General features: G+C 39.9%; 24 protein-coding genes. 5 read left to right on the top strand and 19 right to left on the bottom strand.

The features are described 5' to 3' along the window. Positions 1 to 35 precede the first annotated feature (35 nt). On the top strand, positions 36 to 500 hold the full coding sequence (locus MKY49_RS09385; RefSeq protein WP_274796859.1) for a hypothetical protein: 465 nt from the start codon (positions 36 to 38) through the stop codon (positions 498 to 500). Between the two features lie 114 nt (positions 501 to 614). Here the strand turns inward: MKY49_RS09385 and MKY49_RS09380 are convergent, their stop codons facing one another. Further along, entirely contained in the window at positions 615 to 914 is a 300-nt protein-coding gene (locus MKY49_RS09380; protein ID WP_274796858.1) for a hypothetical protein, read from the bottom strand. 154 nt (positions 915 to 1068) lie between these two features. Continuing rightward, the gene (locus tag MKY49_RS09375) at positions 1069 to 1269 is read right to left on the bottom strand and encodes a hypothetical protein (RefSeq protein ID WP_274796857.1); all 201 of its coding nucleotides are present in this window, start codon (positions 1267 to 1269) and stop codon (positions 1069 to 1071) included. Between the two features lie 77 nt (positions 1270 to 1346). Between MKY49_RS09375 and MKY49_RS09370 the strand changes: the two genes are divergently transcribed. Beyond that, the gene (locus MKY49_RS09370) at positions 1347 to 1619 is read left to right on the top strand and encodes a transposase (RefSeq protein ID WP_322604922.1); all 273 of its coding nucleotides are present in this window, start codon (positions 1347 to 1349) and stop codon (positions 1617 to 1619) included. 3 nt (positions 1620 to 1622) lie between these two features. Here MKY49_RS09370 and MKY49_RS09365 read toward each other — a convergent pair whose 3' ends face one another. The 3 genes from MKY49_RS09365 to MKY49_RS09355 are packed head-to-tail and all read right to left on the bottom strand — an operon-like array spanning position 1623 to position 3496. Next, positions 1623 to 2306: a DUF1963 domain-containing protein gene (locus tag MKY49_RS09365; RefSeq protein ID WP_341386059.1), complete on the bottom strand. Its 684-nt coding sequence runs from the start codon at positions 2304 to 2306 to the stop codon at positions 1623 to 1625. Then, entirely contained in the window at positions 2296 to 2871 is a 576-nt protein-coding gene (locus MKY49_RS09360) for a DNA-3-methyladenine glycosylase I (RefSeq protein WP_274796854.1), read from the bottom strand. The genes MKY49_RS09365 and MKY49_RS09360 overlap by 11 nt, the downstream gene beginning before the upstream one ends. A 28-nt stretch (positions 2872 to 2899) precedes the next feature. Continuing rightward, positions 2900 to 3496, bottom strand: coding sequence for a class I SAM-dependent methyltransferase (locus MKY49_RS09355; RefSeq protein WP_341386057.1), 597 nt, complete (start codon positions 3494 to 3496; stop codon positions 2900 to 2902). 128 nt (positions 3497 to 3624) lie between these two features. On the opposite strand from MKY49_RS09355, the gene aac(6') reads away from it, so the two are divergent. Next, positions 3625 to 4059: an aminoglycoside 6'-N-acetyltransferase gene (gene aac(6') / locus MKY49_RS09350; RefSeq protein WP_312506202.1), complete on the top strand. Its 435-nt coding sequence runs from the start codon at positions 3625 to 3627 to the stop codon at positions 4057 to 4059. 50 nt (positions 4060 to 4109) lie between these two features. Here aac(6') and MKY49_RS09345 read toward each other — a convergent pair whose 3' ends face one another. From MKY49_RS09345 to MKY49_RS09320, 6 genes are all read right to left on the bottom strand, one after another. After that, positions 4110 to 4301: a hypothetical protein gene (locus MKY49_RS09345; RefSeq protein ID WP_274796851.1), complete on the bottom strand. Its 192-nt coding sequence runs from the start codon at positions 4299 to 4301 to the stop codon at positions 4110 to 4112. A gap of 456 nt (positions 4302 to 4757) precedes the next feature. Next, positions 4758 to 6314 carry a right-handed parallel beta-helix repeat-containing protein gene (locus MKY49_RS09340; protein WP_341386055.1) on the bottom strand — a complete coding sequence of 519 codons (1557 nt, stop codon included), beginning with the start codon at positions 6312 to 6314 and terminating at the stop codon, positions 4758 to 4760. 210 nt (positions 6315 to 6524) lie between these two features. Further along, entirely contained in the window at positions 6525 to 7478 is a 954-nt protein-coding gene (locus tag MKY49_RS09335) for a hypothetical protein (protein ID WP_341386054.1), read from the bottom strand. Positions 7479 to 7549: 71 nt separating this feature from the next. Beyond that, positions 7550 to 9232 (bottom strand): methyl-accepting chemotaxis protein, encoded by a 1683-nt coding sequence (locus MKY49_RS09330; protein ID WP_341386053.1) that lies wholly within the window; start codon positions 9230 to 9232, stop codon positions 7550 to 7552. Positions 9233 to 9393: 161 nt separating this feature from the next. Next, complete coding sequence (locus MKY49_RS09325) at positions 9394 to 9831, bottom strand: hypothetical protein (RefSeq protein WP_274796847.1); 438 nt, start codon at positions 9829 to 9831, stop codon at positions 9394 to 9396. Between the two features lie 4 nt (positions 9832 to 9835). Further along, positions 9836 to 10588 carry a hypothetical protein gene (locus tag MKY49_RS09320; protein WP_341386052.1) on the bottom strand — a complete coding sequence of 251 codons (753 nt, stop codon included), beginning with the start codon at positions 10586 to 10588 and terminating at the stop codon, positions 9836 to 9838. A gap of 27 nt (positions 10589 to 10615) precedes the next feature. On the opposite strand from MKY49_RS09320, the gene MKY49_RS09315 reads away from it, so the two are divergent. Next, on the top strand, positions 10616 to 10846 hold the full coding sequence (locus MKY49_RS09315) for a hypothetical protein (RefSeq protein WP_341386051.1): 231 nt from the start codon (positions 10616 to 10618) through the stop codon (positions 10844 to 10846). Positions 10847 to 11026: 180 nt separating this feature from the next. On the opposite strand, the gene MKY49_RS09310 is transcribed toward MKY49_RS09315, so the two are convergent. The 8 genes from MKY49_RS09310 to MKY49_RS09270 form a co-directional block, all read right to left on the bottom strand. After that, positions 11027 to 11317, bottom strand: coding sequence for a hypothetical protein (locus MKY49_RS09310; RefSeq protein WP_341386050.1), 291 nt, complete (start codon positions 11315 to 11317; stop codon positions 11027 to 11029). 134 nt (positions 11318 to 11451) lie between these two features. Further along, entirely contained in the window at positions 11452 to 11943 is a 492-nt protein-coding gene (locus tag MKY49_RS23005; protein ID WP_429979167.1) for a GNAT family N-acetyltransferase, read from the bottom strand. Positions 11944 to 12249: 306 nt separating this feature from the next. Then, the gene (locus MKY49_RS09295) at positions 12250 to 13191 is read right to left on the bottom strand and encodes a VOC family protein (protein WP_341386049.1); all 942 of its coding nucleotides are present in this window, start codon (positions 13189 to 13191) and stop codon (positions 12250 to 12252) included. A gap of 170 nt (positions 13192 to 13361) precedes the next feature. Beyond that, on the bottom strand, positions 13362 to 14114 hold the full coding sequence (locus MKY49_RS09290; protein WP_341386048.1) for an alpha/beta hydrolase: 753 nt from the start codon (positions 14112 to 14114) through the stop codon (positions 13362 to 13364). A gap of 225 nt (positions 14115 to 14339) precedes the next feature. After that, positions 14340 to 14864, bottom strand: coding sequence for a tubby C-terminal domain-like protein (locus MKY49_RS09285; protein WP_274796837.1), 525 nt, complete (start codon positions 14862 to 14864; stop codon positions 14340 to 14342). Positions 14865 to 14978: 114 nt separating this feature from the next. After that, on the bottom strand, positions 14979 to 15698 hold the full coding sequence (locus MKY49_RS09280; RefSeq protein WP_274796836.1) for a toast rack family protein: 720 nt from the start codon (positions 15696 to 15698) through the stop codon (positions 14979 to 14981). Positions 15699 to 15807: 109 nt separating this feature from the next. Next, positions 15808 to 16188 (bottom strand): SRPBCC domain-containing protein, encoded by a 381-nt coding sequence (locus MKY49_RS09275; protein WP_274796835.1) that lies wholly within the window; start codon positions 16186 to 16188, stop codon positions 15808 to 15810. 28 nt (positions 16189 to 16216) lie between these two features. Next, positions 16217 to 17425, bottom strand: coding sequence for an MFS transporter (locus MKY49_RS09270; RefSeq protein WP_322604907.1), 1209 nt, complete (start codon positions 17423 to 17425; stop codon positions 16217 to 16219). Positions 17426 to 17568: 143 nt separating this feature from the next. On the opposite strand from MKY49_RS09270, the gene MKY49_RS09265 reads away from it, so the two are divergent. Beyond that, positions 17569 to 18426, top strand: coding sequence for a LysR family transcriptional regulator (locus MKY49_RS09265; RefSeq protein ID WP_341386046.1), 858 nt, complete (start codon positions 17569 to 17571; stop codon positions 18424 to 18426). The last annotated feature ends 13 nt before the right edge of the window (positions 18427 to 18439 follow it).

Raw genomic sequence — 18439 nt, 5'->3', positions numbered from 1 at the left:
CCCTTACTAAAACTAACAAAAAGGGAGATTAAAAGATGCAAGATAGTAGATTTAATCATTATATGAATTGGAATAAAAAGAAAGAAAAATCCTGCGAACACAATGTAAAATGCAATTGTCATGTAGAAAAGAAATGTGAAGAAAAGCAGGACAAATGTAAGTGTGAGCATAAGTGGGAACGAAAACATGAGAAATGTAAATGTGAGTGGGAACATAAGGAAGATAAATGCCCTTGTAAAAAAGAGGAGAAATGTTGTTGCGAAGAAGAGCAAGATCACCGCTGTAAAGGCTGTATCTGTCATCAATTAAGATGCTTATCTACTGGCGCTTTTGTTGACGTTATTTTAGCAGGTGGGGGTAGCTTCACTGGTGTTTATTTCGTTAGCTTAGATCCTAAAACTTGCTGTGCTACGTTCTTTGAGGTAGAGAATGCTGCAGCGTCCCCACTCATTATTGATTGCCAACAAATTGTTGCGATTAGAAGCGCAAATCCTGCGTAATAGAAGCTTTTGATACCAGTTCATATACTATAAATCGTATAACTACTCGCACATTTTATCTTCTGCCAGGTTCTAGTCATCGCACCTGGCAGAATTAGATTTTGATTTTGATTTTTATTCATTCACAATCACTTTAACAATAGGCTCTAGTTTCCCTATATTCACATCGCCAAGATAATCAACGTCCACTACGACAGCTCGTGGCTCAAATCGTTGGATACATTCTATGAGGCGTTTTGTGTTTATTTTCTTCATACGTTGGAAGGGTTTACGAATATCAGACCTTGTCACATATTCTCGAAGCGGACAAGGGATCGTAAACGTCGATAAAATAAAGGCTACATTTTGTAAAATACTTTCTACTCCTGTAGCTTTCCCATTAACATTACTTAAAGCCGTTACTTGATGTGTCATTCTATCAACCTTTCTTCGTTCATACCGATCTGTTTGTTCTTTGGAAAAAGAGCACTTTGTTATTTATGCGAACTAATCATCATTTATGATTGGTTAGTTTTTATGTACCCAAAGTTATTTTTATTCAAACAAGTTGATAGTTTGACATGCAAGCTTAGCGAATAATGGCATAATAAATGACATACAACCAGCTAAAGCAGCCATGGATGATTGCCCAAATAATAGAATGATTGACACTCCATGAAATCGTAATCGCCAAAACCGAACCAAAGCCAATACCATTTTTAACGACCGTTTTATGCTCCACTTTTTTCACCCTCTTTACTCTTTTCACCCCTCCATCTTGCCACCTCAACGCTTTTCCCTCCTAACGTGATCTTTTGTTTATGCACAAGCAAACAAGGGCAACCTACAAGAAAAGGATGTGATAGGATGACCATCTCCATGCTGGCTGTCCTTATTGTAATACCGTGCTTCATGGTTTATCTTCAGCAAAAATGGACTAGCTTTCGCCATTCTCTCAACATTTTAGCGGTTATTGCCGCTACCTCTATTACGCAAATTATTCTTGAGGATGCGGTCTTTATGACAACAATTCACGCTGTTTTCTTACACCCCATTTTCCTCATCACAGGTGCTTATCTCGGGTTAGATGTTATTTATCAACTAATCAATTTTACAATTCAAGAAAGAGTGAGACCCTAACTTTTAGTAGAAATCGCAATAAACGTGCCAAGACCGTGTTGTTTCATGATAGAAAAAATAAAAATTGCCGTTATCCACAATGTTAAGCTGTGCCTTGGCATCTGAGGCAATTTGAAGGACAAATGGAGAACCCTCTCCAAAATCAATGCCACTTTGGCAAAAGGTTGGGTAGCCACCGATTTTATGAAGCGGATACAGTTCTTCCACGATATCATCAAAATAATCCAGCGATCCTTCCTGCTCCAAGGTCAAAATCTTCTCCTCCAATTGAGCAGGCATACCCCCACCATCCCATAGTGGATAGTCATTCGTGATAAGCTTTGGCATTAGCGGGAAGGCTCGTAGTTGATCATGCTGCCATTCACGTTTTACCAAGCCTTCCAATGTTGTGTACGCTCTAATATCAAAATAAGGACGAAGATCATCCTCATTTAAATGGTCGTATACGTGGTCATGGACAAATATAGTTAGTAATTGAAAGGATTTGAGTGCTGTAGGTACATATGGTAGGTCTTGAAGAAAGAATGTAGCAAGTGGCTGATAGCCGGATGGTTGCTGCTCCTCTGGGAAAGACCAACCTACATACCCTATCCAGCTTTCCATCAAATGATGTGTAGGTCGAACGCCACCCGTTTGAAAAACCGTAGCGGGCCTTGCCAGTTGAGCCCTAATTTCTTCAATTGTCATGTGCTAACTCCTGTTGTCGGCAGCAGCAATCCATTATATGATCATTCACCATACCCACAGCCTGCATAAAGGAATAACAAATGGTACTACCAACAAATTTGAAGCCATCCTTCTTCAATTGCTTGCTCATACGATCACTACTATCTGTCGTCACGGGGACTTCTGAAATAGAAGCCCATTCATTGATGAGGGGCTTATGATCAACAAATCCCCAAATATAATTAGAGAATGAACCATGTTTTTCTTGAATTTGCAAATATGCCTTGGCATTCGTTACAACGCTCGCTATTTTTAATTTATTGCGCACAATTCGCGTATCTTGCTGTAAGTCCTGCAGCTTGTCCTCTGTATAAAGGATAATTTTTTCCACATCAAATCCATCAAACGCCTCGCGGTAGCCTTCACGCTTTTGTAAAATTGTCCACCAGCTTAGCCCTGCCTGTGCCCCCTCTAAACAAAGCATCTCAAATAAATGCCGATCATCATAGACTGGTACACCCCATTCCTTGTCATGGTATTCCACATACAACGGCTCATCAAGCTTGACCCAATCACATCTTTTCATTTTTTGATCCTCCATTTTTATGTATAGATTACTTAATGGCTGTAATACAGAGCCATCCTTTACTCGATTTTTCCGTAACATAGACTGTTTGAAAACCGGTACGTTCTAATAATTCCTTCATGGTAGCTGGTGTTTGATAAGCTTCCATATGGTAGTTCATTTTGTAAAGCTCTGCGATGATAATCAATTTCCCTCCGCTTTTTAGCACACGCCATACTTCCGTAACGTCCTGCTCTAACGATGGCCAAAAATAATGTGTTTGAAAGGCAGTGATGGCATCAAAAAATTGGTCCTCGTATGGAATACTCGATACACTTGCCTCCTTGACAATAACCGTGCCATTTTTGACTTGTGCTACATTCATTTTAATCGATTCCTTTACGGCTTGTGAGGAGATATCGATACCATAGATTATACCATTTGGATTCAATTTTGATAAAATTTGGAGTGTTTTTCCTCCACCACACCCTATATCCAACACACGATCTCCATCATTAATAGCCCCTTGTCTAATAAACCATGCATTCATACCTCGATGCGTGATATTCATAATCCGTAGCATCCAGGAGCCGATCCATCCATTTGGTGTTTTCGCCTGTTCAATCAACCTTTGTAAGAGTGACATTCATAGGTACCCCCTCTGTAGATCCTGATGTTACAATAAGCATAACATCAAGAGCTCTTATTACTTTGTACGTGCTAAAATTCATTTCGTTTCATTTTTTACCATAAAACAACAAGGAGAGGTTCCAGATGATACAACAAGCGAAACAACAGGACGCGCTAGCAGCAGCTACATTGGCCTTATTGCTTTGGCCGAATCATACGATCGAGGAATTTACAGAAGAAATGGAAAAGCTACTAACGGAAGATAGCGCAGCTATTTTTCTCGCATACGACTATGACAACGCAATTGGATTTGCCCAATGTCAATTACGAACGGATTATGTAGAGGGTACCGATTCTAGTCCAGTTGGCTATCTTGAAGGACTTTTCGTTAAGGAGGGGTATCGACAGCAAGGCTATGCAAGACAACTGGTCGAACGTTGTGAACAGTGGGCCAAGGAGAAAGGCTGTTTAGAATTTGCCAGCGACTGTGAAATGCACAACGAAGAAAGTTTACAGGTCCATCTGCAGCTAGGCTTTACGGAAGCTAATCGTATCATTTGCTTCACGAAAAAATTATAAAATAAAAAAACACAAGTGTCTTACGTGGCACTTGTGTTTTTACACATTATTTAATTTAGATATGTATTGTTGGAAATAGTTCGTTCGCGCTCTTCTATAATTAATTGAATCATTAATACCAGTTGTTGTTCGATTCGCATATTGTTTAGATGTAAGATATCAGCAATCACATTTTTTTGCTTTTCTGCTAATTCAATCTCCTCTAACAGTAACATAATTTCTTCTTTTGTCAGCCCAAACATCTCATCTCACCCCAATATCTCTCTCAATTTATTATTGTAAAATCATGACACACATTTCGCAATTAACGTATTATTATCTTAACCTATGAACCATTTTTACTAATTATAGGCTAATCCAGGGAAAATAATCAATCTATTCTCCATTATTACTTAATAATTTTTTTACATTAAATATAAATTTTATTATTTTATTCATAACTTACATACGGGACTGTAGCATTTTTCGGATGATATTTCAAAAGATTGCCTTAACTGCTGTAAAGACATCTATACCATTATAAAAACAAACTGTCATTTTGTCGAATCTTAGCACTATTTAGTAAATTTAAAAGGAGATATAATTACGCAAACATATTCCTATACCCACTTTTTGCGAGAATGAAACTTTTACTCATTTATGCATAAAAAAAGTAATTTCAAAATTGAAACTACTTATCTTATGTGTATAATCGGCTTTTAAATTATTTTCTTAATATCATGTTTCAGTAATTCTTTCATCTCCCTATTTAACGACATGCCCTCAATACGAGTAACCTTTGATGCTGTATCCTTCTGCCATGACGCGCAATGCACATGCCCTTGAATAAATAATTGACTATTCTCCTGTACTACAGCTGGTGCTTTAACGGTACTAATATCTGTATGGCGCATCTCCATTAATGATTTATTGGACAAGGCTAAAAACGGACGAGCTGCCCCATCCACCGTACAATGTTCAATACGCCCCATCGATTGATCCGACCAAATCATAGCATAGGGACTTTCTTGACCATCTTTAAAATAGCTGTTTGCTACTTCGAAAATAGCATCAATGCAAGTAATCCCATTTCCTATCATTTGTTCAAACGTGCAATGCTGTGTAAACAAACGAGCATTATTAATGTAGACATGGTGACTTGTCAGCTCTCGAATGATGGTATGCTGCATCATAATTTTGGCATGGTCATTACCATAGATGCCACCCGATTGACCAAATTGAATAGTGGATTGCTGGAGCTGAAGTCCACTGGCATCGACAATAATATGAAATTGCTGATGGTTTTGAATTTGACATTCAACCATCGAAACATCCGCTTCGTCCACAATTGTGACACCAACAGCCATGCCATTTCTCACCTGACATTTGCGAAGCTCCACCTTGCTATTTTCGATGAAAACCTGTGCCTTCACATGTCTAGAAAATTGGCAATCATAAAACTTAGCTTCCGTCTTCTCGCCAAGAAAAACCCCATGACCTTGACCGTCTGAAAATATTGAATCAGATACCATTAACTCACTGCGGTGTACGACCATGTTCGAGTCGAGGTGTTCCTTAATTTCACAGCCATCCATCCTAAAAGTCGTGCTATCAAATAGTTGAATACCTACCCCCTGCCCCTGATGAACGAGGCAATTGGTCATCGAAATCTCACTAGACGCTGCAATCAGTTGTGCCTTTTCATGCCCATGAATTTCACAATCCTCCAGCGTCATCTTGACATGTCGAATCGCAAAAATCCCATGCTTCTTCCCTTCTAGCAACATACAATTAGCCAAGGTAAGCTCACAGTTTTGCGCAATCACCTGTGCCTTCACATGATGCTCAAAGGTCGTGTCAACAAGAATAACACTTGAACCATTCGCCACACGCAAACCGAAATGATTAAGCGGTGTAGCAAGAACAGCACAATTTTTCATCAATAAACTACCATAGCTCACCATAATCTGTGTCCGAATTAACTGCTCCTCAATAATACAGTTTTCTAGCTGTACATCACCCTTCACATACAGCCCCTGGCCTTGTCGAAACCTTAAATTTCGCATATCCACATGGGTTTGATAGCGAATAAACACGCCACCCTTGATCGTCACATTGCCAACCCCATATAGCGTCAGGCGCTTGCCAATATCCAAGCTCTCCTCATAAATACCATCCCGTATTTCAATCATATCCCCCGGCGCAGCCTCTTCAATGGCCTGCCCGATACTTTGATAACGATGCATAATACTCCGCTTCACCACAAGTACTGCCATTTACACACTCCTCAACAAAAAAATGATCGTACCCTATTTATATACCGAACAGGCTTAAGGTTATTCAATTTTGAGTAAAATTGCTGGAATATGCATGAGTTTACAGTGAAATGTTTGAAGATTTTATGAATGGGTGTGTGTTTAGAAGGTCTCTATAAAAAAACCAACAAAGATCCTTTTTCAGATCATTGCTGGTTGCATGAAATTATTTTATTTTTTTCGCTTTACAAAAACAAAGGCAAAAATGGCTGCTATGACTACTAGGATCGCAACCATCCACATCGTGCTTGCGTTGGATGTTGTGTCATCTGTAGCAGTTTGTTGTTCCCTTGGTGTTGCGTCTGCTGACTTTACTTCTTTTACGTCTTCATTTGCTACTTGTGAGGAGCTGATTTGCACATATTGAAGTGTGGTTGTATTGGTTGGGGCTGCTTCGTGCTCTTGGCTGTCTCCGTGACCATCCGCATGCTCACCATGCCCTTCCTCCTGTCCACCGTCGTGACCATGATGGTGATCGCCAGCTGTTGTAAAGATAGAGCGTTCAAGTTGCTGACCTACCCAGCTTTTGACATCTGTTGAATCAGCATAGATACGAGGATGTCCTGACAGCATATATGTTTTACCGTCAATCGTGATCCCAGTTTCGTCCCCTGTTACGACATCTTCAATGGTACCAGTTGGACCTTCTGCAAAGCCGCCCATTAGAATGAGCGTATGCCCACCCATGTCAAATGTAAGATGCTCTGTTAAAAACGCAATGTACTCATCTTTCGTCATCGTTGCATCAGGATTTGCTAGCTCTAATTTATGATGAAAAAGTGCTGTATTGATTTCCTTGTACGTAATGTCTCCTTCTAACGAAGACACGTAATCCTCTTGTTGTGCTGCTTGTGCCAGCTCATCTACTGTTGCTCCCTCTAATCCAAAGAAGCCACCTACCCAGCCTGCAAAATCCTTGCGTGATAAGTTGTCTGTTGGGTTTAAGGCCATATCTTTGCCATTGTACCCAAGTAGCCCAATACTATGTAATACCATAATGTCCTGAATATTTTCTGCTGTTTCAGGCACGTCTGTAAATAGTGTACTTTTATCCATCGTATGGGCGTAGGCAACAGGTGCCATGAATAAAGTACTCATGAGTAATAAAAGTAAATATTTTCTCAATATGATTCCACCTTCCAATTCCATAGTATACAGATGAAATGTGATGGAAGTTTGAAATTCAACGTTAATTTTTATAGCTTAAATTGACGAATCAGGGCATTTAATTGTTCGGCCATTTCCGCTAAATGCTCTGCACTAAGTTTAATTTCGTCCATGGAGCTTGCGGTTTGTTCAATTGTAGCCGATGTTTCCTGAATACCTGCTGCTGATTGTTCGGAGACGGCAGCAATTTCATCCACCGATTTATTAATTGTGGCAGTATTGTGAACAACCTCTTCTAAGCTAGATGACATGTCATCAATGTTTAACGCAATAGCATCGATTGCGTCTGCAATTCGAGAAAATGTGGTATTCGTTTTAGCAATTTGCGTTGCCCCTTTTTCAACTTCCTCATAGCCTTGCTCTAGCGAGAAAGTTACTGTATGTGATTCTTCCTGAATTTTTCTTACAATAGCTGTAATATCATCTACTGAAAAAGCTACCTGCTCGGCCAATTTTCGAACCTCATCGGCCACCACAGCAAAGCCTTTGCCATGCTCCCCAGCTCTGGCCGCCTCAATCGCTGCGTTCAGTGCTAGTAAATTCGTTTGGGCTGCAATATTTTGAATGATTGCTACAAGTTGAGAGATTTCTTGTGCTTGATTACTTAAACCTTCTACTTGTTTTACCGCACCCTTCACCATATGTTGGATTTCTTCCATTTGCTTTGTGGAAGTCGACATTAAGTCTCTACCTTCTGTTGATAAAGTTTTAACGTTCTGTGAATACTGTTGAACGTCTTTACTGCTGGCATGAACAGTTGATACTTTGCCAATAAAATCGTTCATGGAGGAAGCGACATCTGAAGCATTACTTGCCTGTAGCTCTGTCCCACTCGCAATTTCTGTAACAGTATCAACAATTTGTTCTGTGCCTGTCTTTACCTCTGACGTTGATTGCAATAGCTCCTCACTATGTGCAGCCACATCATGGGAGACCGTTTGAATATGCTTCAATAGACGATTCAAAATATCAGACATCGTATTCGTTGCTTCCATTAGCTGTCCAACCTCATCCTTTGATTGAATTGTTAAAGGAGGGTGACTCAAATCTCCATTTGTTATTCGTCGCATACGCTCGGTTAATGTAATAATGGGTCTCGAAATACCACGAGCACTTAAGAGTTCAATCATCACTGCTAGAAGGACAATAACAATACCTACGATAATAGCGATTAGTTGTTCATTTTCACCAGCGGAAACGATATCGGTGCTTACCTCATTAATGGCTTGCTTCCGTTGCTCTGCTAAGCCTTCATAGCCCTCACGAATAGTCGTTGCTGTCTCATCCATTTTCGTTAAGTTTTCAATGGCGAGTTCGGTATTCCCTTGGTCATATATGGCAAATACTTCTTGTTCAATATAACGATTCCACTCTTTGGCCATCTCCATAAACTTACCGAAATCGCCGGTGGTTGTTAAGGCTAATCGTTTTTCCTCATTTTTAGCTTCTCGTGCTACATTGTCATGGAAAATCGTTTTATATTTTTCATTACCAGACAATACATAGCCTCTTGCCGCAGCTATTCTTAAATCGATGGTTTGTGCTTGCTCGTAGTCGATCATTAATAATTGTAATTCATTTTGAACGATTTGTTCTGTCGCATTGTTGCTTTGTGTGATGGCATAGTAATTGTACACAATGTAGCTGATCATGATGGCGATTACCACACTAAAGGAAAAAACAATGCGTCTACTGATTGTTTTGAACTTCATCTGCAAAAACTCCTTATTTTCCAAATCTATTCCATAAGTAGTAATTTACCACTTAATAAAAAAGATTGGTGTCTTTTGGAATTTTTACTAGATATCCAGATATAACTTCGTCAATATCATGTTTTTTATAGCTACTTTTTTCTTATCTAGGGTATACTGCATTAATCCCAAGCATTAAACATAACGTCTCCAATCGTTTGGCTATTGAAGTAAGAAATGTATTTCCATTCGGTAGCAGATAAGTGATGCAATGCTTGATCCTTTGAAAGTAATGTATTGAGGGTAGCCGCTTCCAAGCATTTGCGCATGGGAAAATATTTGTGTAGCCCGGCCTTTGACAGAAAAGTAAAGCTAAGCTCCTCATCATGCATCGCAAAGGCAATATACGGCATGAAGCGATGATGAAGAATCGTCAGCATCTCCCTATCTATTTCTACAACTGCCTGCATATAAACTAAGTGCGGTTGATCAATAAATTCCGATACCTTCACCTGTTTTTCACTCGTAGCTAAATGATACACCATTGACTGAAACATGCGCATATCCTGCTCGATTAAATGCTCTGCATCAAAGCCTGAAATACCTTTCGTTAAACGCACCCAATCACTCCTTTTGATATGTTCCTATAAGGACCTTCTCTTTGTAACCGGAAATCCCCTGCCTAGTCTGCTGATTTTTTTGGATATGGTAGTCAATATGTAAAAAAGGTATACCAAATAGTGTCATCTTATGTACTGCTGTAAGTGTCTGATCATTTACTGCAGCAATTCGAAAATGCTCCTGTAATGGTAGCTTCATCACATAGTTCCCTATCGCCAAATAAATCCCCGCATCTTCTCCCTGTTGACTTGTTAGGTGGAGCTGACCTTGTTCTTCGTAGGCATACAGGATGCCGACCATTGTTGAAAATGGTAGTGGTAACGCTATATTCATATAGGTTATTTGATTACTTGTGTGCCTCGAATAAATCGCGACAAAAACAGTTTGCTGCTTGATTGTCCGAATCCATGCACGCGGAGATTGACGGCTATCTTGTTCTTCATCGACCTTAACAATTCTTCCCGTCATCTCTATTTGTTGATTGGAAAAAGGCAAATTGAGTTGTTGTAGCAAACGACTCATACCTTGATAAAGAAAGGCAAAAGGCTTAAACCATGTTTTCCACTGGACTGTTGCCAACAAACGATAGCTAGTCGTTTGTTCATAGAAATCCGAAATGACCGGGTGTAGCTTCGTTGTATCCACAAAATCCTGTAGAGCATCAACCAAGCCGGGGTGTGGTTGATGTTCATGACGTAGTTTGCCGCGGATTTGGCTCACTGGAAAATTGAAGGTGCGCTGATTTGTTGCTGGCACAGCGACAACGGATTAATGAAGCTCATCTTGACACAAGTCCTATCATTCGTGCTATATGGTCTAACTATTGGCACGTTTATAGGCTTAATTCTAACAAGAATGCTAGCCTTTATCGACGACGGCTCCCCGATGTCCTATGACCTCTTAACAATAGGCATCACCAGCATCACTCTATTAAGTGCCACACTCATAGTGTTTGCTCTACAAGGCTATTGGATTAGCCGCCAAAAACTAGCCAATGAAATAGTAGACATATAAGAAACAACAGCCCCCTCTTTAATTTGAGGAGGCTGTTGTTCGCTTTGGAGCGGAGGTGGCCTCGGGTTGAGCAGTTTTTCCACTGGGTTGAGCGCTTTTACTTCACTTTCGAGCGGAGTGACCCGGGATTGAGCGCTTTCAGTCCACTTTAGAGCGGTTTTACTCTCGGGTTGAGCGCTTTTACTCTACTTGCGAGCGGAAATACCCCGGATTGAGCGCTTTTACTCTACTTGCGAGCGGAAATGACCCCGGATTGAGCGCTTTCCGTCCACTTTGGAGCGGATTCTCCACTAGATTGAGCGCTTTCCGTCCACTTTGGAGCGGTTTTACTCTCGGATGGAGCGCTTTTACTCCACTTTGGAGCGGATTCTCCACTGGATTGAGCGGTTTTACTCTACTTTCGAGCGGAAATGACCCGGGATTGAGCGCTTTCCGTCCACTTTGGAGCGGCGTTGCACCTTTTTTGATCACTTTTACTCACTCTCGAGCGACATTTTCTTCATATATTGAGCGTCGTCTCTCACTGTGGCATTTTCATCTCCAAATCGAACGCATTATCCCATAAAAAAATGCACTCCAGTATCTTTGGAGTGCAAAACAATCTATTATCCTAATAATTCTTGGTATTCAGGATGTTTTTCGAATTCGGCTTTGGCGAAAGGACATAGAGGGATGACTTGTAAGTTTTCTTTTTTCGCATAGTCGACTGCGGCTTTGACTAATTGCTGGCCGACATTTTGTCCTCTTAGATGTTCGGAAACATGTGTATGATCAAGGATGATCCGAGTCTCTCCGACACGCACAAAATGAACCTCTGCTTCGCTATCTTCTTCGTTCCCAATATAGAATGATTGGCTACCTTGTTTAATTTCCAAAACGTGTTCTCCCTCTTTTCGTTTATATTTTAGTGCACCGCTTGGACAGCGATTGATAACTTCTTCTACTTTTGCGACTTCTGCTTGATCTGCTTTGATCCAAGGTTTCGCTTTGACATTGAATACCTCTGGTAAGCCTTTTACACATTCAGCTGCATGCTGACACATATCTTTATCAAAATAAACAGTTATTTTTTCTCCTTCATATGCACGATACCCCATATGTTTGCCCCCTCGTTTTATCTTCTTAGTTGCAACTCTATTATAATCTATTTATAAAGTGCATAACTATCTCTTTTTTTTAGCGGTATATAATGCTTGAATCAAAGTTTTCACATTATCTTCGTCTTTCGGAAAAGTAGAAATCCTAATATTTGTAATAACTCACCATTCATAGTGGCTAATTGGATAAGACTCTTTCAATTTAACATGGAGTCGCAATAATCATAGCCAATTGTAAAAATGGTATTATTCGTATTGTTCAAAACTAGTTCCAGCAGCTGTCCATCCACCTCTACCATATGCTTGTTAGTCAATCGGTGTTAATTTCTCTTCAATTTCATGTCGGCGGCCTTCCAAAAATGGTGGTAAATCTAAGTCTTTGCCCAAATCTTCAACAGTCGTATCCACTGTAAAGCCTGGTCCATCTGTTGCAAGTTCAAATATAATTCCGTGTGATTCCTTCATATAAATACTAGAGAAATAATAGCGATCCGCTTTTTTTATGATGCTAAAGCCAAAATCTTTAATTTTTTGTTCCCATTGTTCTAGCTCTTCCTTATTTTTCACACGAATGGCTAAATGGTGAACACTTCCTCTTCCAGGCTTTTCTTTAGGACCATCCTGTTCTACGACGACAATTTGACCTTGTAACTGACCTTCTTCAGCCTGAAAAACAGCTTGGGATGTTGATCGTGTTAGCTCTGTATAGCCAAACAGTTGGACCAAAGTTTGTTCAGCCTCTGCTAATGAGCTAACTGTTAATTCCACTGGCCCCATTCCTAAAATTTGATGCGCCATCTCAACAGGTGAATCTCCCCACTTTGTCCATTCTTGTGGAATTTGCTTATCTTGATTATTTAAAAATACAAGGCGTAGACCATCCGGATCTTCAAAGTGAATCGCGTCCGTTTCACCGTATTTTGTTAAGCCACTGTGCTCAATCGCAAATTCATTTAAGCGATTTTCCCAATAGAGTAAGCTATCGTAAGAAGGAACAAGTAAACCAATTCTCGTGATGGCATCTGTCCCACGATGTGTACGACCTGCGTGCGATAATTCAAAAAATGTGAGGCCTGTCCCTGGGCTACCTGTTAAATCACCGTAAAATAGATGATACATACTTGGGTCGTCTTGATTGACGGTCTTCTTCACTCGACGAAGCCCTAAAATTTGATGATAAAATTGATGATTTTCCTGTGCATTTTTTGTAATCATTGAGATATGATGGTGTCCTGTGATTGTTAGCATGTAAAATCTCTCCCTGTACTTCATGTTGATTCCCTATAGGGTTTGTCAAAACGTCAAAACCATTCTTGTTATTTGTCTCGAATTCGAGATATACTTTAAAATTATCTCGAATTAAAATATCTTTAATTCGAGATAATGATATCATGATTTTGAGTGGTAGTCAATACTCTCTATTGGGTAAGATCCCCATTATTCAACCGTAAAAATTCCATCATTTCCTTCATAATGTCCTCTTGATCTCGACCTAAAGTCATTAAATGTTTGGAGTTTGCAAAGCCCTTTAGTTTCTTTTTAGAGGAATGGACTTGCTGATAAATTGTTTCAGCGCTTTGGGCGTATATATCTTCGTCTCGTTCACCATAGAAGATAGCGATTGGGATTGTAATTTTATTGAGATGTTGCATTGTATCTTTGATAAAATGTTGGAATGCAATAAAAGAATCTAACGGCATGTTCGTAAATGGCTCGATTTCGTTAGAAATTTGATGTGCTGATTTGCCCTCTATATTTTTATAATTATAAGCATAGTCCATGATTCTTTGCTTTAGTTGTTCGGGTTCCTTCTCAACCGGTACAGATAAAACGATGATTTGTTCGAGCTGTTCTAATTGTGCAAGCTTCAACGTGAAAATACCTCCAATGGAGATACCGATAACAGAAATCTTTTGATAGCCTTCATCGAGTAAAAACTGATAGGCATTCACGACATCTTGCCACCAGTCGTTTACATTATATTGTAATAATTGTTCTGGTGCATTGCCATGTCCACGGTATAGCGGCGCATAGCATGTATAACCCTCTTCATGTAGCTTAGCAGCAACCTTCTTCATATCTCTTGTATGACTTGTAAAGGAATGTAATAGCAATAGGGCATGCTCATTTCCTTGTAAGTAAATTTCTTTAGCTGGAAGTATGTTTACCATAGTCTAAGCACCTTTCCTTGATCGATTAAAAATATTGAATGACATGTCTCACCTTTTTGATTTGTCATTGCAGCAAATTATATTATCTCGAATTCGAGATAATTGTAGCATCGCGTTGCACATACGTCAATTAATAAAGGAGGTGACGACCACTCATTTATTGGTACTTTCTTTCCCCACTGAACAGGCAAATGAAACCAGCCTGAAAGCTGATCTCATTTGCATTTATGCCCCAACAAACAACACAGCCTGTCCAATGGCAATGAAGAAGGCTTCATGCTGAATCGGACTACTGTCTTCCACCTGCAACGTGATGTCAAAATGAGTGTCACAGAAAGTAGCTTGCCAGCGTGCAATGGGCTGCTCATTCACAGTAAAAACAGACCAGTCCTCCATTTCTTTGCTGAGCTTGATTTGTTGTTCTCCATCCGTAATTAGAAGATCAGGTATCATGATTTGCCAGCCATCGTATGCAATCATATAGTCTTTTCCTGTTACTAAATCCTTGCCTCGAAAATGCACACGACCACGTCGAGATACTTTTTTACATGTAAAAAGAGGCTGCTCCTTTGTATCATGGACATCAAAACGGACAAAATAACGATAGTCCATTGTTCGATCAAAGGCCTTCTTTAGCGCATTGGTATACACACGTTGCACAGTGGACGACACCTCTCCCGCTTCATTGAAAATGTTAATGACCTCTGTTGATTCGATGGCTGCTGGTTGCTTGTATGTATAAGTTTTCACTACGTTCGCTCCTTCAACAATTGCTTTCTTAAAGCTACCATACAATCAGCATCAAATACAATTGACCTTTGACACAAAAAAGTAGACTACTTCATAAAGTAGCCTACGAACTGTTTATTTATCTAGTTTAAACGTAATGTCTCCAACGCCTAATTCTGAATTGATTTCTAGCACGACATCCGATTTATCATAGGCGTCATTGACATAAACACCATTACCCTTGGACACAAGACCTTCAACATTTGAAGAACCAATGCCCTTTTCTGTTGTTAATTTGACTCCAACCTTTGAAGGTAAAATAACAGTTGTTTGACCTACTCCCGTTTCAATGTTTGTGGTAAAGCTTTTTTTCCAATCGCCACCTAAATTCACTGTCAGATCCCCGACACCTGCTTCAATATCTAATTGTTCAAGCTGGAGCCCCTGTAAGTCGAGATTAGCAATGGCTGCACCTGTTTCCACAGATAAATCCATTGGAATATCGTCATTTAGCTGAATCGCCCATGTGTTCTTAATTTTAGAAAGACCTAGCTTTGTAGAGCCTTTATGCTTGATTTCGATTTCCCCTGTATCACCATGTTTATCATAGCTTACGTGAGGGGCAAGCTTTTTAATATTATAGTCAGCCTTGCCTTCAACCCATTCCTTGGCGCCACTTGATACATTCATTTCACCAACACCTAATTCGATGTCTACCTCTAATGCTTTCGCTTTATCCTTTTCCACCAAAATCGTTTCCTCACGCATTTTGCTTGGAAAAACGGAAAAGCACCCTGATAATAGCAATGCAGATGTGCCCATCACGACACCTAACCCAACTAATTTTTTCAACATTATTTCCTCCCGCTATATAATCTGCCAATAATTTCATTATATAGGAGTAAATAATTTAAAATACGACCTTACGCTTGAAATTTTCCTAAGACCTGAGACTTAGAAACTGCTATGGATAAGGGATGGCGCGCCCCTCCAGCAAAGCTTTCAAATTAGCGAGTGAGGCATCATAGCCTGACGAATTGAAGCTAACATTAGTGCCACTGTGTTGTTTTGCTAACGTAATGGCTATTAACGTTTCAGGAACCTCTAAGTAAAATGAAAATGTCTCATTCTTTTTTACCTGTTGAATGGTTAGCTCCATAGGTAGTTGTTCAGATAATTGGTTATGGGCATTCGGCATTAACGTAAACGTCATCTTCTCCCCCGCTGCCAATTTTGGGATGTCCCATGTCGAGCCTGGCGCATACCATTTGGAGAGGGATTGCTCCTCTGTAATGGCCTGCCAGACGTCATCAATCCCCGCATTAATCCAAATTGAACTTGTCATTCCAACACCCTCCAATTTCTATTTTCCATTATTTTACCGAATTTTCAGGTGTAAGACTACTGTTGGTTGTTCTATATAAATTAAACGCTCCAATGATGACCATCACCGCTATTAAATCCATGGCCAGTTGATGACTGGAGAAAAGGGCAACCAATAACCCATAGCATGTTGGTGCTAAGACAATAAAGAATTGATTGATCGTTAGCGCCGTGCTAACAGTCAGTCCTACTGATTGAGAATCTGATTGCTCTGTTACACAAGCGATATATAAGGAATACCAGCCAAGAGCAAAAAATCCAAGGATCGAACAAAAGATGATCATCAAGCTCTTCGCAGACATGACAAAAGGCAGACAGCCAATCATAATAAAGGTGGCTACCATGACGAGCACTAATAATGATTCACGTTTTTGAGAGAAATAACAGTCACTTATCCACGCAAGCACAATTCTTCCTACCATTCCACCAAGCAAAATGATACTTAAATACTTTCCAGCCTCCGTTAATGAATAACCACCTTCTTGATGCAAATAGCTCATCAAATGGGCAATGATCACCATTTGTAAGGACATCATGACAATGCCTACAAAATAAATAGGATAGAGCGCGCGATTGTTCTTAATGGCATGCACCTTCTCTTTAAAGGTGACAGGATTTGCTGCAACGGTTACACGCTGTTTAGGTTCCTGATACAGCAGTAAAAATAACAGTCCTCCCGCAATTGCTACCAAGCCCTGTGTTATATGCACAGAGGTTAGGTGGATGTGTTGGTACAGATAGGTTAGAATGCTTGAGGCCAACGCACCGCCGATTGGAATTCCTGTCTGACGAATACCGATAGCAAGCCCTCGATGCTTATCTGGAAACCACTTGACGATAGCTGAACTACCACCAGTTTGTGCACTGCCATACCAAATCCCAACAACTATTAATACGAGTAGCAATGTCGTATAATGGTGCACAGGAATTAATAATAAGCTAGAAAGTCCAAGTAAAATGGAGCCCCATCCGATTAGTTGTTTTTCTCCTTTTTTATCCATGAAATAGCCGAATACAAGCATGGAGAAAATCGGCCCTATATTAACAGCTGAGACAATCAGTCCAGTTTGAAATGATGATAGACCCCATTCTATTTGATAAAACGAAGCAACAGGCCCCATGCCGTATGTGACAAAGGTTGCTGCTGTCTGCGAAAGTGTAGCCACAAGCAAAATAATCCATTTATAATATGTATGCATATGTTCCCTCCATAAGTGCTATACTGCTTTATTTGTGCAGTATAATGTTCGTTATCTAGAGTTTACGTTGACCGATCCACTACGTAAAATGGAGGAAAATGATAGCGACTATCAAAAAATTTAATAGGTGTGTGACAAACAACATGAACATTGAAGAAATCGCCTTAAAAATGGAGCTTTTAGAAAGGCAAAACTTAAGTAAATCCGCTGAAATCACCAATTATACACAATCCGCCCTCACATCCAAGGTTAAAAAAATGGAAAGTGAGATTGGACAAGAGGTTTTTAAACGAACGCCCCAAGGCTTAAAGCTAACGGAGGTAGGCGATCACTACTTACAATTTCTAAAAAAGGTCGCTCACGACTATGAGGAATTTTTACATAGGATTGGATCGACTCAAACGAGTATCCATTTTGGTACTTCTCATACAACCATTAAAATATATGGGGCAGCGATTATGAATGCGCTCCAAACGAGTCATAGTCCGATTGATGTGGATTTCACAGTAGAGTCTAGTACATCGTTAAATCATAGAGTACACCATGCCGAGCTGGATTGTGCCTTGACCAGCAATCCACTGAAGCACTATGCCGATTTGCACTATGATTTGATCGCTACTGAAACATTTGAAGTGATCTCAAGCCCTGCTCATGTTATTGATTTTGAACAGCGAACGCCTGTTACCTTACTCGTGCTAAGTAAAGGGTGTATGTATTCGAAGGCATTAGCACAGTGGCTTACAAACAAGCAAATACCCTTTACGATGAAAGAAATAAAATCCGTGAGTAGCATTCTTGATTTTCTTGAAATCGAGCATACATTGGCGGTGTTAAACACAAAATTACTCGCACTCTATCCTTGCCCTGATTTGCATTATTATCACTTGGACAATCTTCACAATGTCATTGAAACCGTCTTTATTTATAAAAAAAACGACAGTAAGCTAGCCCCTATTATGCAATTAAAACAGGTGATTGAGTCATTGCTTGAGAGGAACTAACGTTGAGCCTTAT

Origin of the sequence: Lysinibacillus sp. FSL M8-0134 (assembly GCF_038069745.1) — a bacterium.
In the GTDB taxonomy this organism is placed as follows: domain Bacteria; phylum Bacillota; class Bacilli; order Bacillales_A; family Planococcaceae; genus Lysinibacillus; species Lysinibacillus irui.
Note: the sequence above shows the minus strand (reverse complement) of the source record. Positions and strands in the feature narration are given on the sequence as shown.

Bases quoted from the DNA above. Each gene is read 5' to 3' on its own strand.
- MKY49_RS23005 (WP_429979167.1), bottom strand. From the start codon at position 11,943: ATGGGGTATCGTGCATATGAAGGAGAAAAAATAACTGTTTATTTTGAT.
- MKY49_RS09275 (WP_274796835.1), bottom strand. From the start codon at position 16,188: ATGACAAGTTCAATTTGGATTAATGCGGGGATTGATGACGTCTGGCAG.
- MKY49_RS09265 (WP_341386046.1), top strand. From the start codon at position 17,569: ATGAACATTGAAGAAATCGCCTTAAAAATGGAGCTTTTAGAAAGGCAA.
- MKY49_RS09355 (WP_341386057.1), bottom strand. From the start codon at position 3,496: ATGTCACTCTTACAAAGGTTGATTGAACAGGCGAAAACACCAAATGGA.
- MKY49_RS09385 (WP_274796859.1), top strand. From the start codon at position 36: ATGCAAGATAGTAGATTTAATCATTATATGAATTGGAATAAAAAGAAA.
- MKY49_RS09290 (WP_341386048.1), bottom strand. From the start codon at position 14,114: ATGGTAAACATACTTCCAGCTAAAGAAATTTACTTACAAGGAAATGAG.
- MKY49_RS09270 (WP_322604907.1), bottom strand. From the start codon at position 17,425: ATGCATACATATTATAAATGGATTATTTTGCTTGTGGCTACACTTTCG.
- MKY49_RS09295 (WP_341386049.1), bottom strand. From the start codon at position 13,191: ATGCTAACAATCACAGGACACCATCATATCTCAATGATTACAAAAAAT.
- MKY49_RS09380 (WP_274796858.1), bottom strand. From the start codon at position 914: ATGACACATCAAGTAACGGCTTTAAGTAATGTTAATGGGAAAGCTACA.
- MKY49_RS09330 (WP_341386053.1), bottom strand. From the start codon at position 9,232: ATGAAGTTCAAAACAATCAGTAGACGCATTGTTTTTTCCTTTAGTGTG.
- MKY49_RS09365 (WP_341386059.1), bottom strand. From the start codon at position 2,306: ATGACAATTGAAGAAATTAGGGCTCAACTGGCAAGGCCCGCTACGGTT.
- MKY49_RS09360 (WP_274796854.1), bottom strand. From the start codon at position 2,871: ATGAAAAGATGTGATTGGGTCAAGCTTGATGAGCCGTTGTATGTGGAA.
- MKY49_RS09340 (WP_341386055.1), bottom strand. From the start codon at position 6,314: ATGGCAGTACTTGTGGTGAAGCGGAGTATTATGCATCGTTATCAAAGT.
- MKY49_RS09345 (WP_274796851.1), bottom strand. From the start codon at position 4,301: ATGTTTGGGCTGACAAAAGAAGAAATTATGTTACTGTTAGAGGAGATT.
- MKY49_RS09370 (WP_322604922.1), top strand. From the start codon at position 1,347: ATGACCATCTCCATGCTGGCTGTCCTTATTGTAATACCGTGCTTCATG.
- MKY49_RS09280 (WP_274796836.1), bottom strand. From the start codon at position 15,698: ATGTTGAAAAAATTAGTTGGGTTAGGTGTCGTGATGGGCACATCTGCA.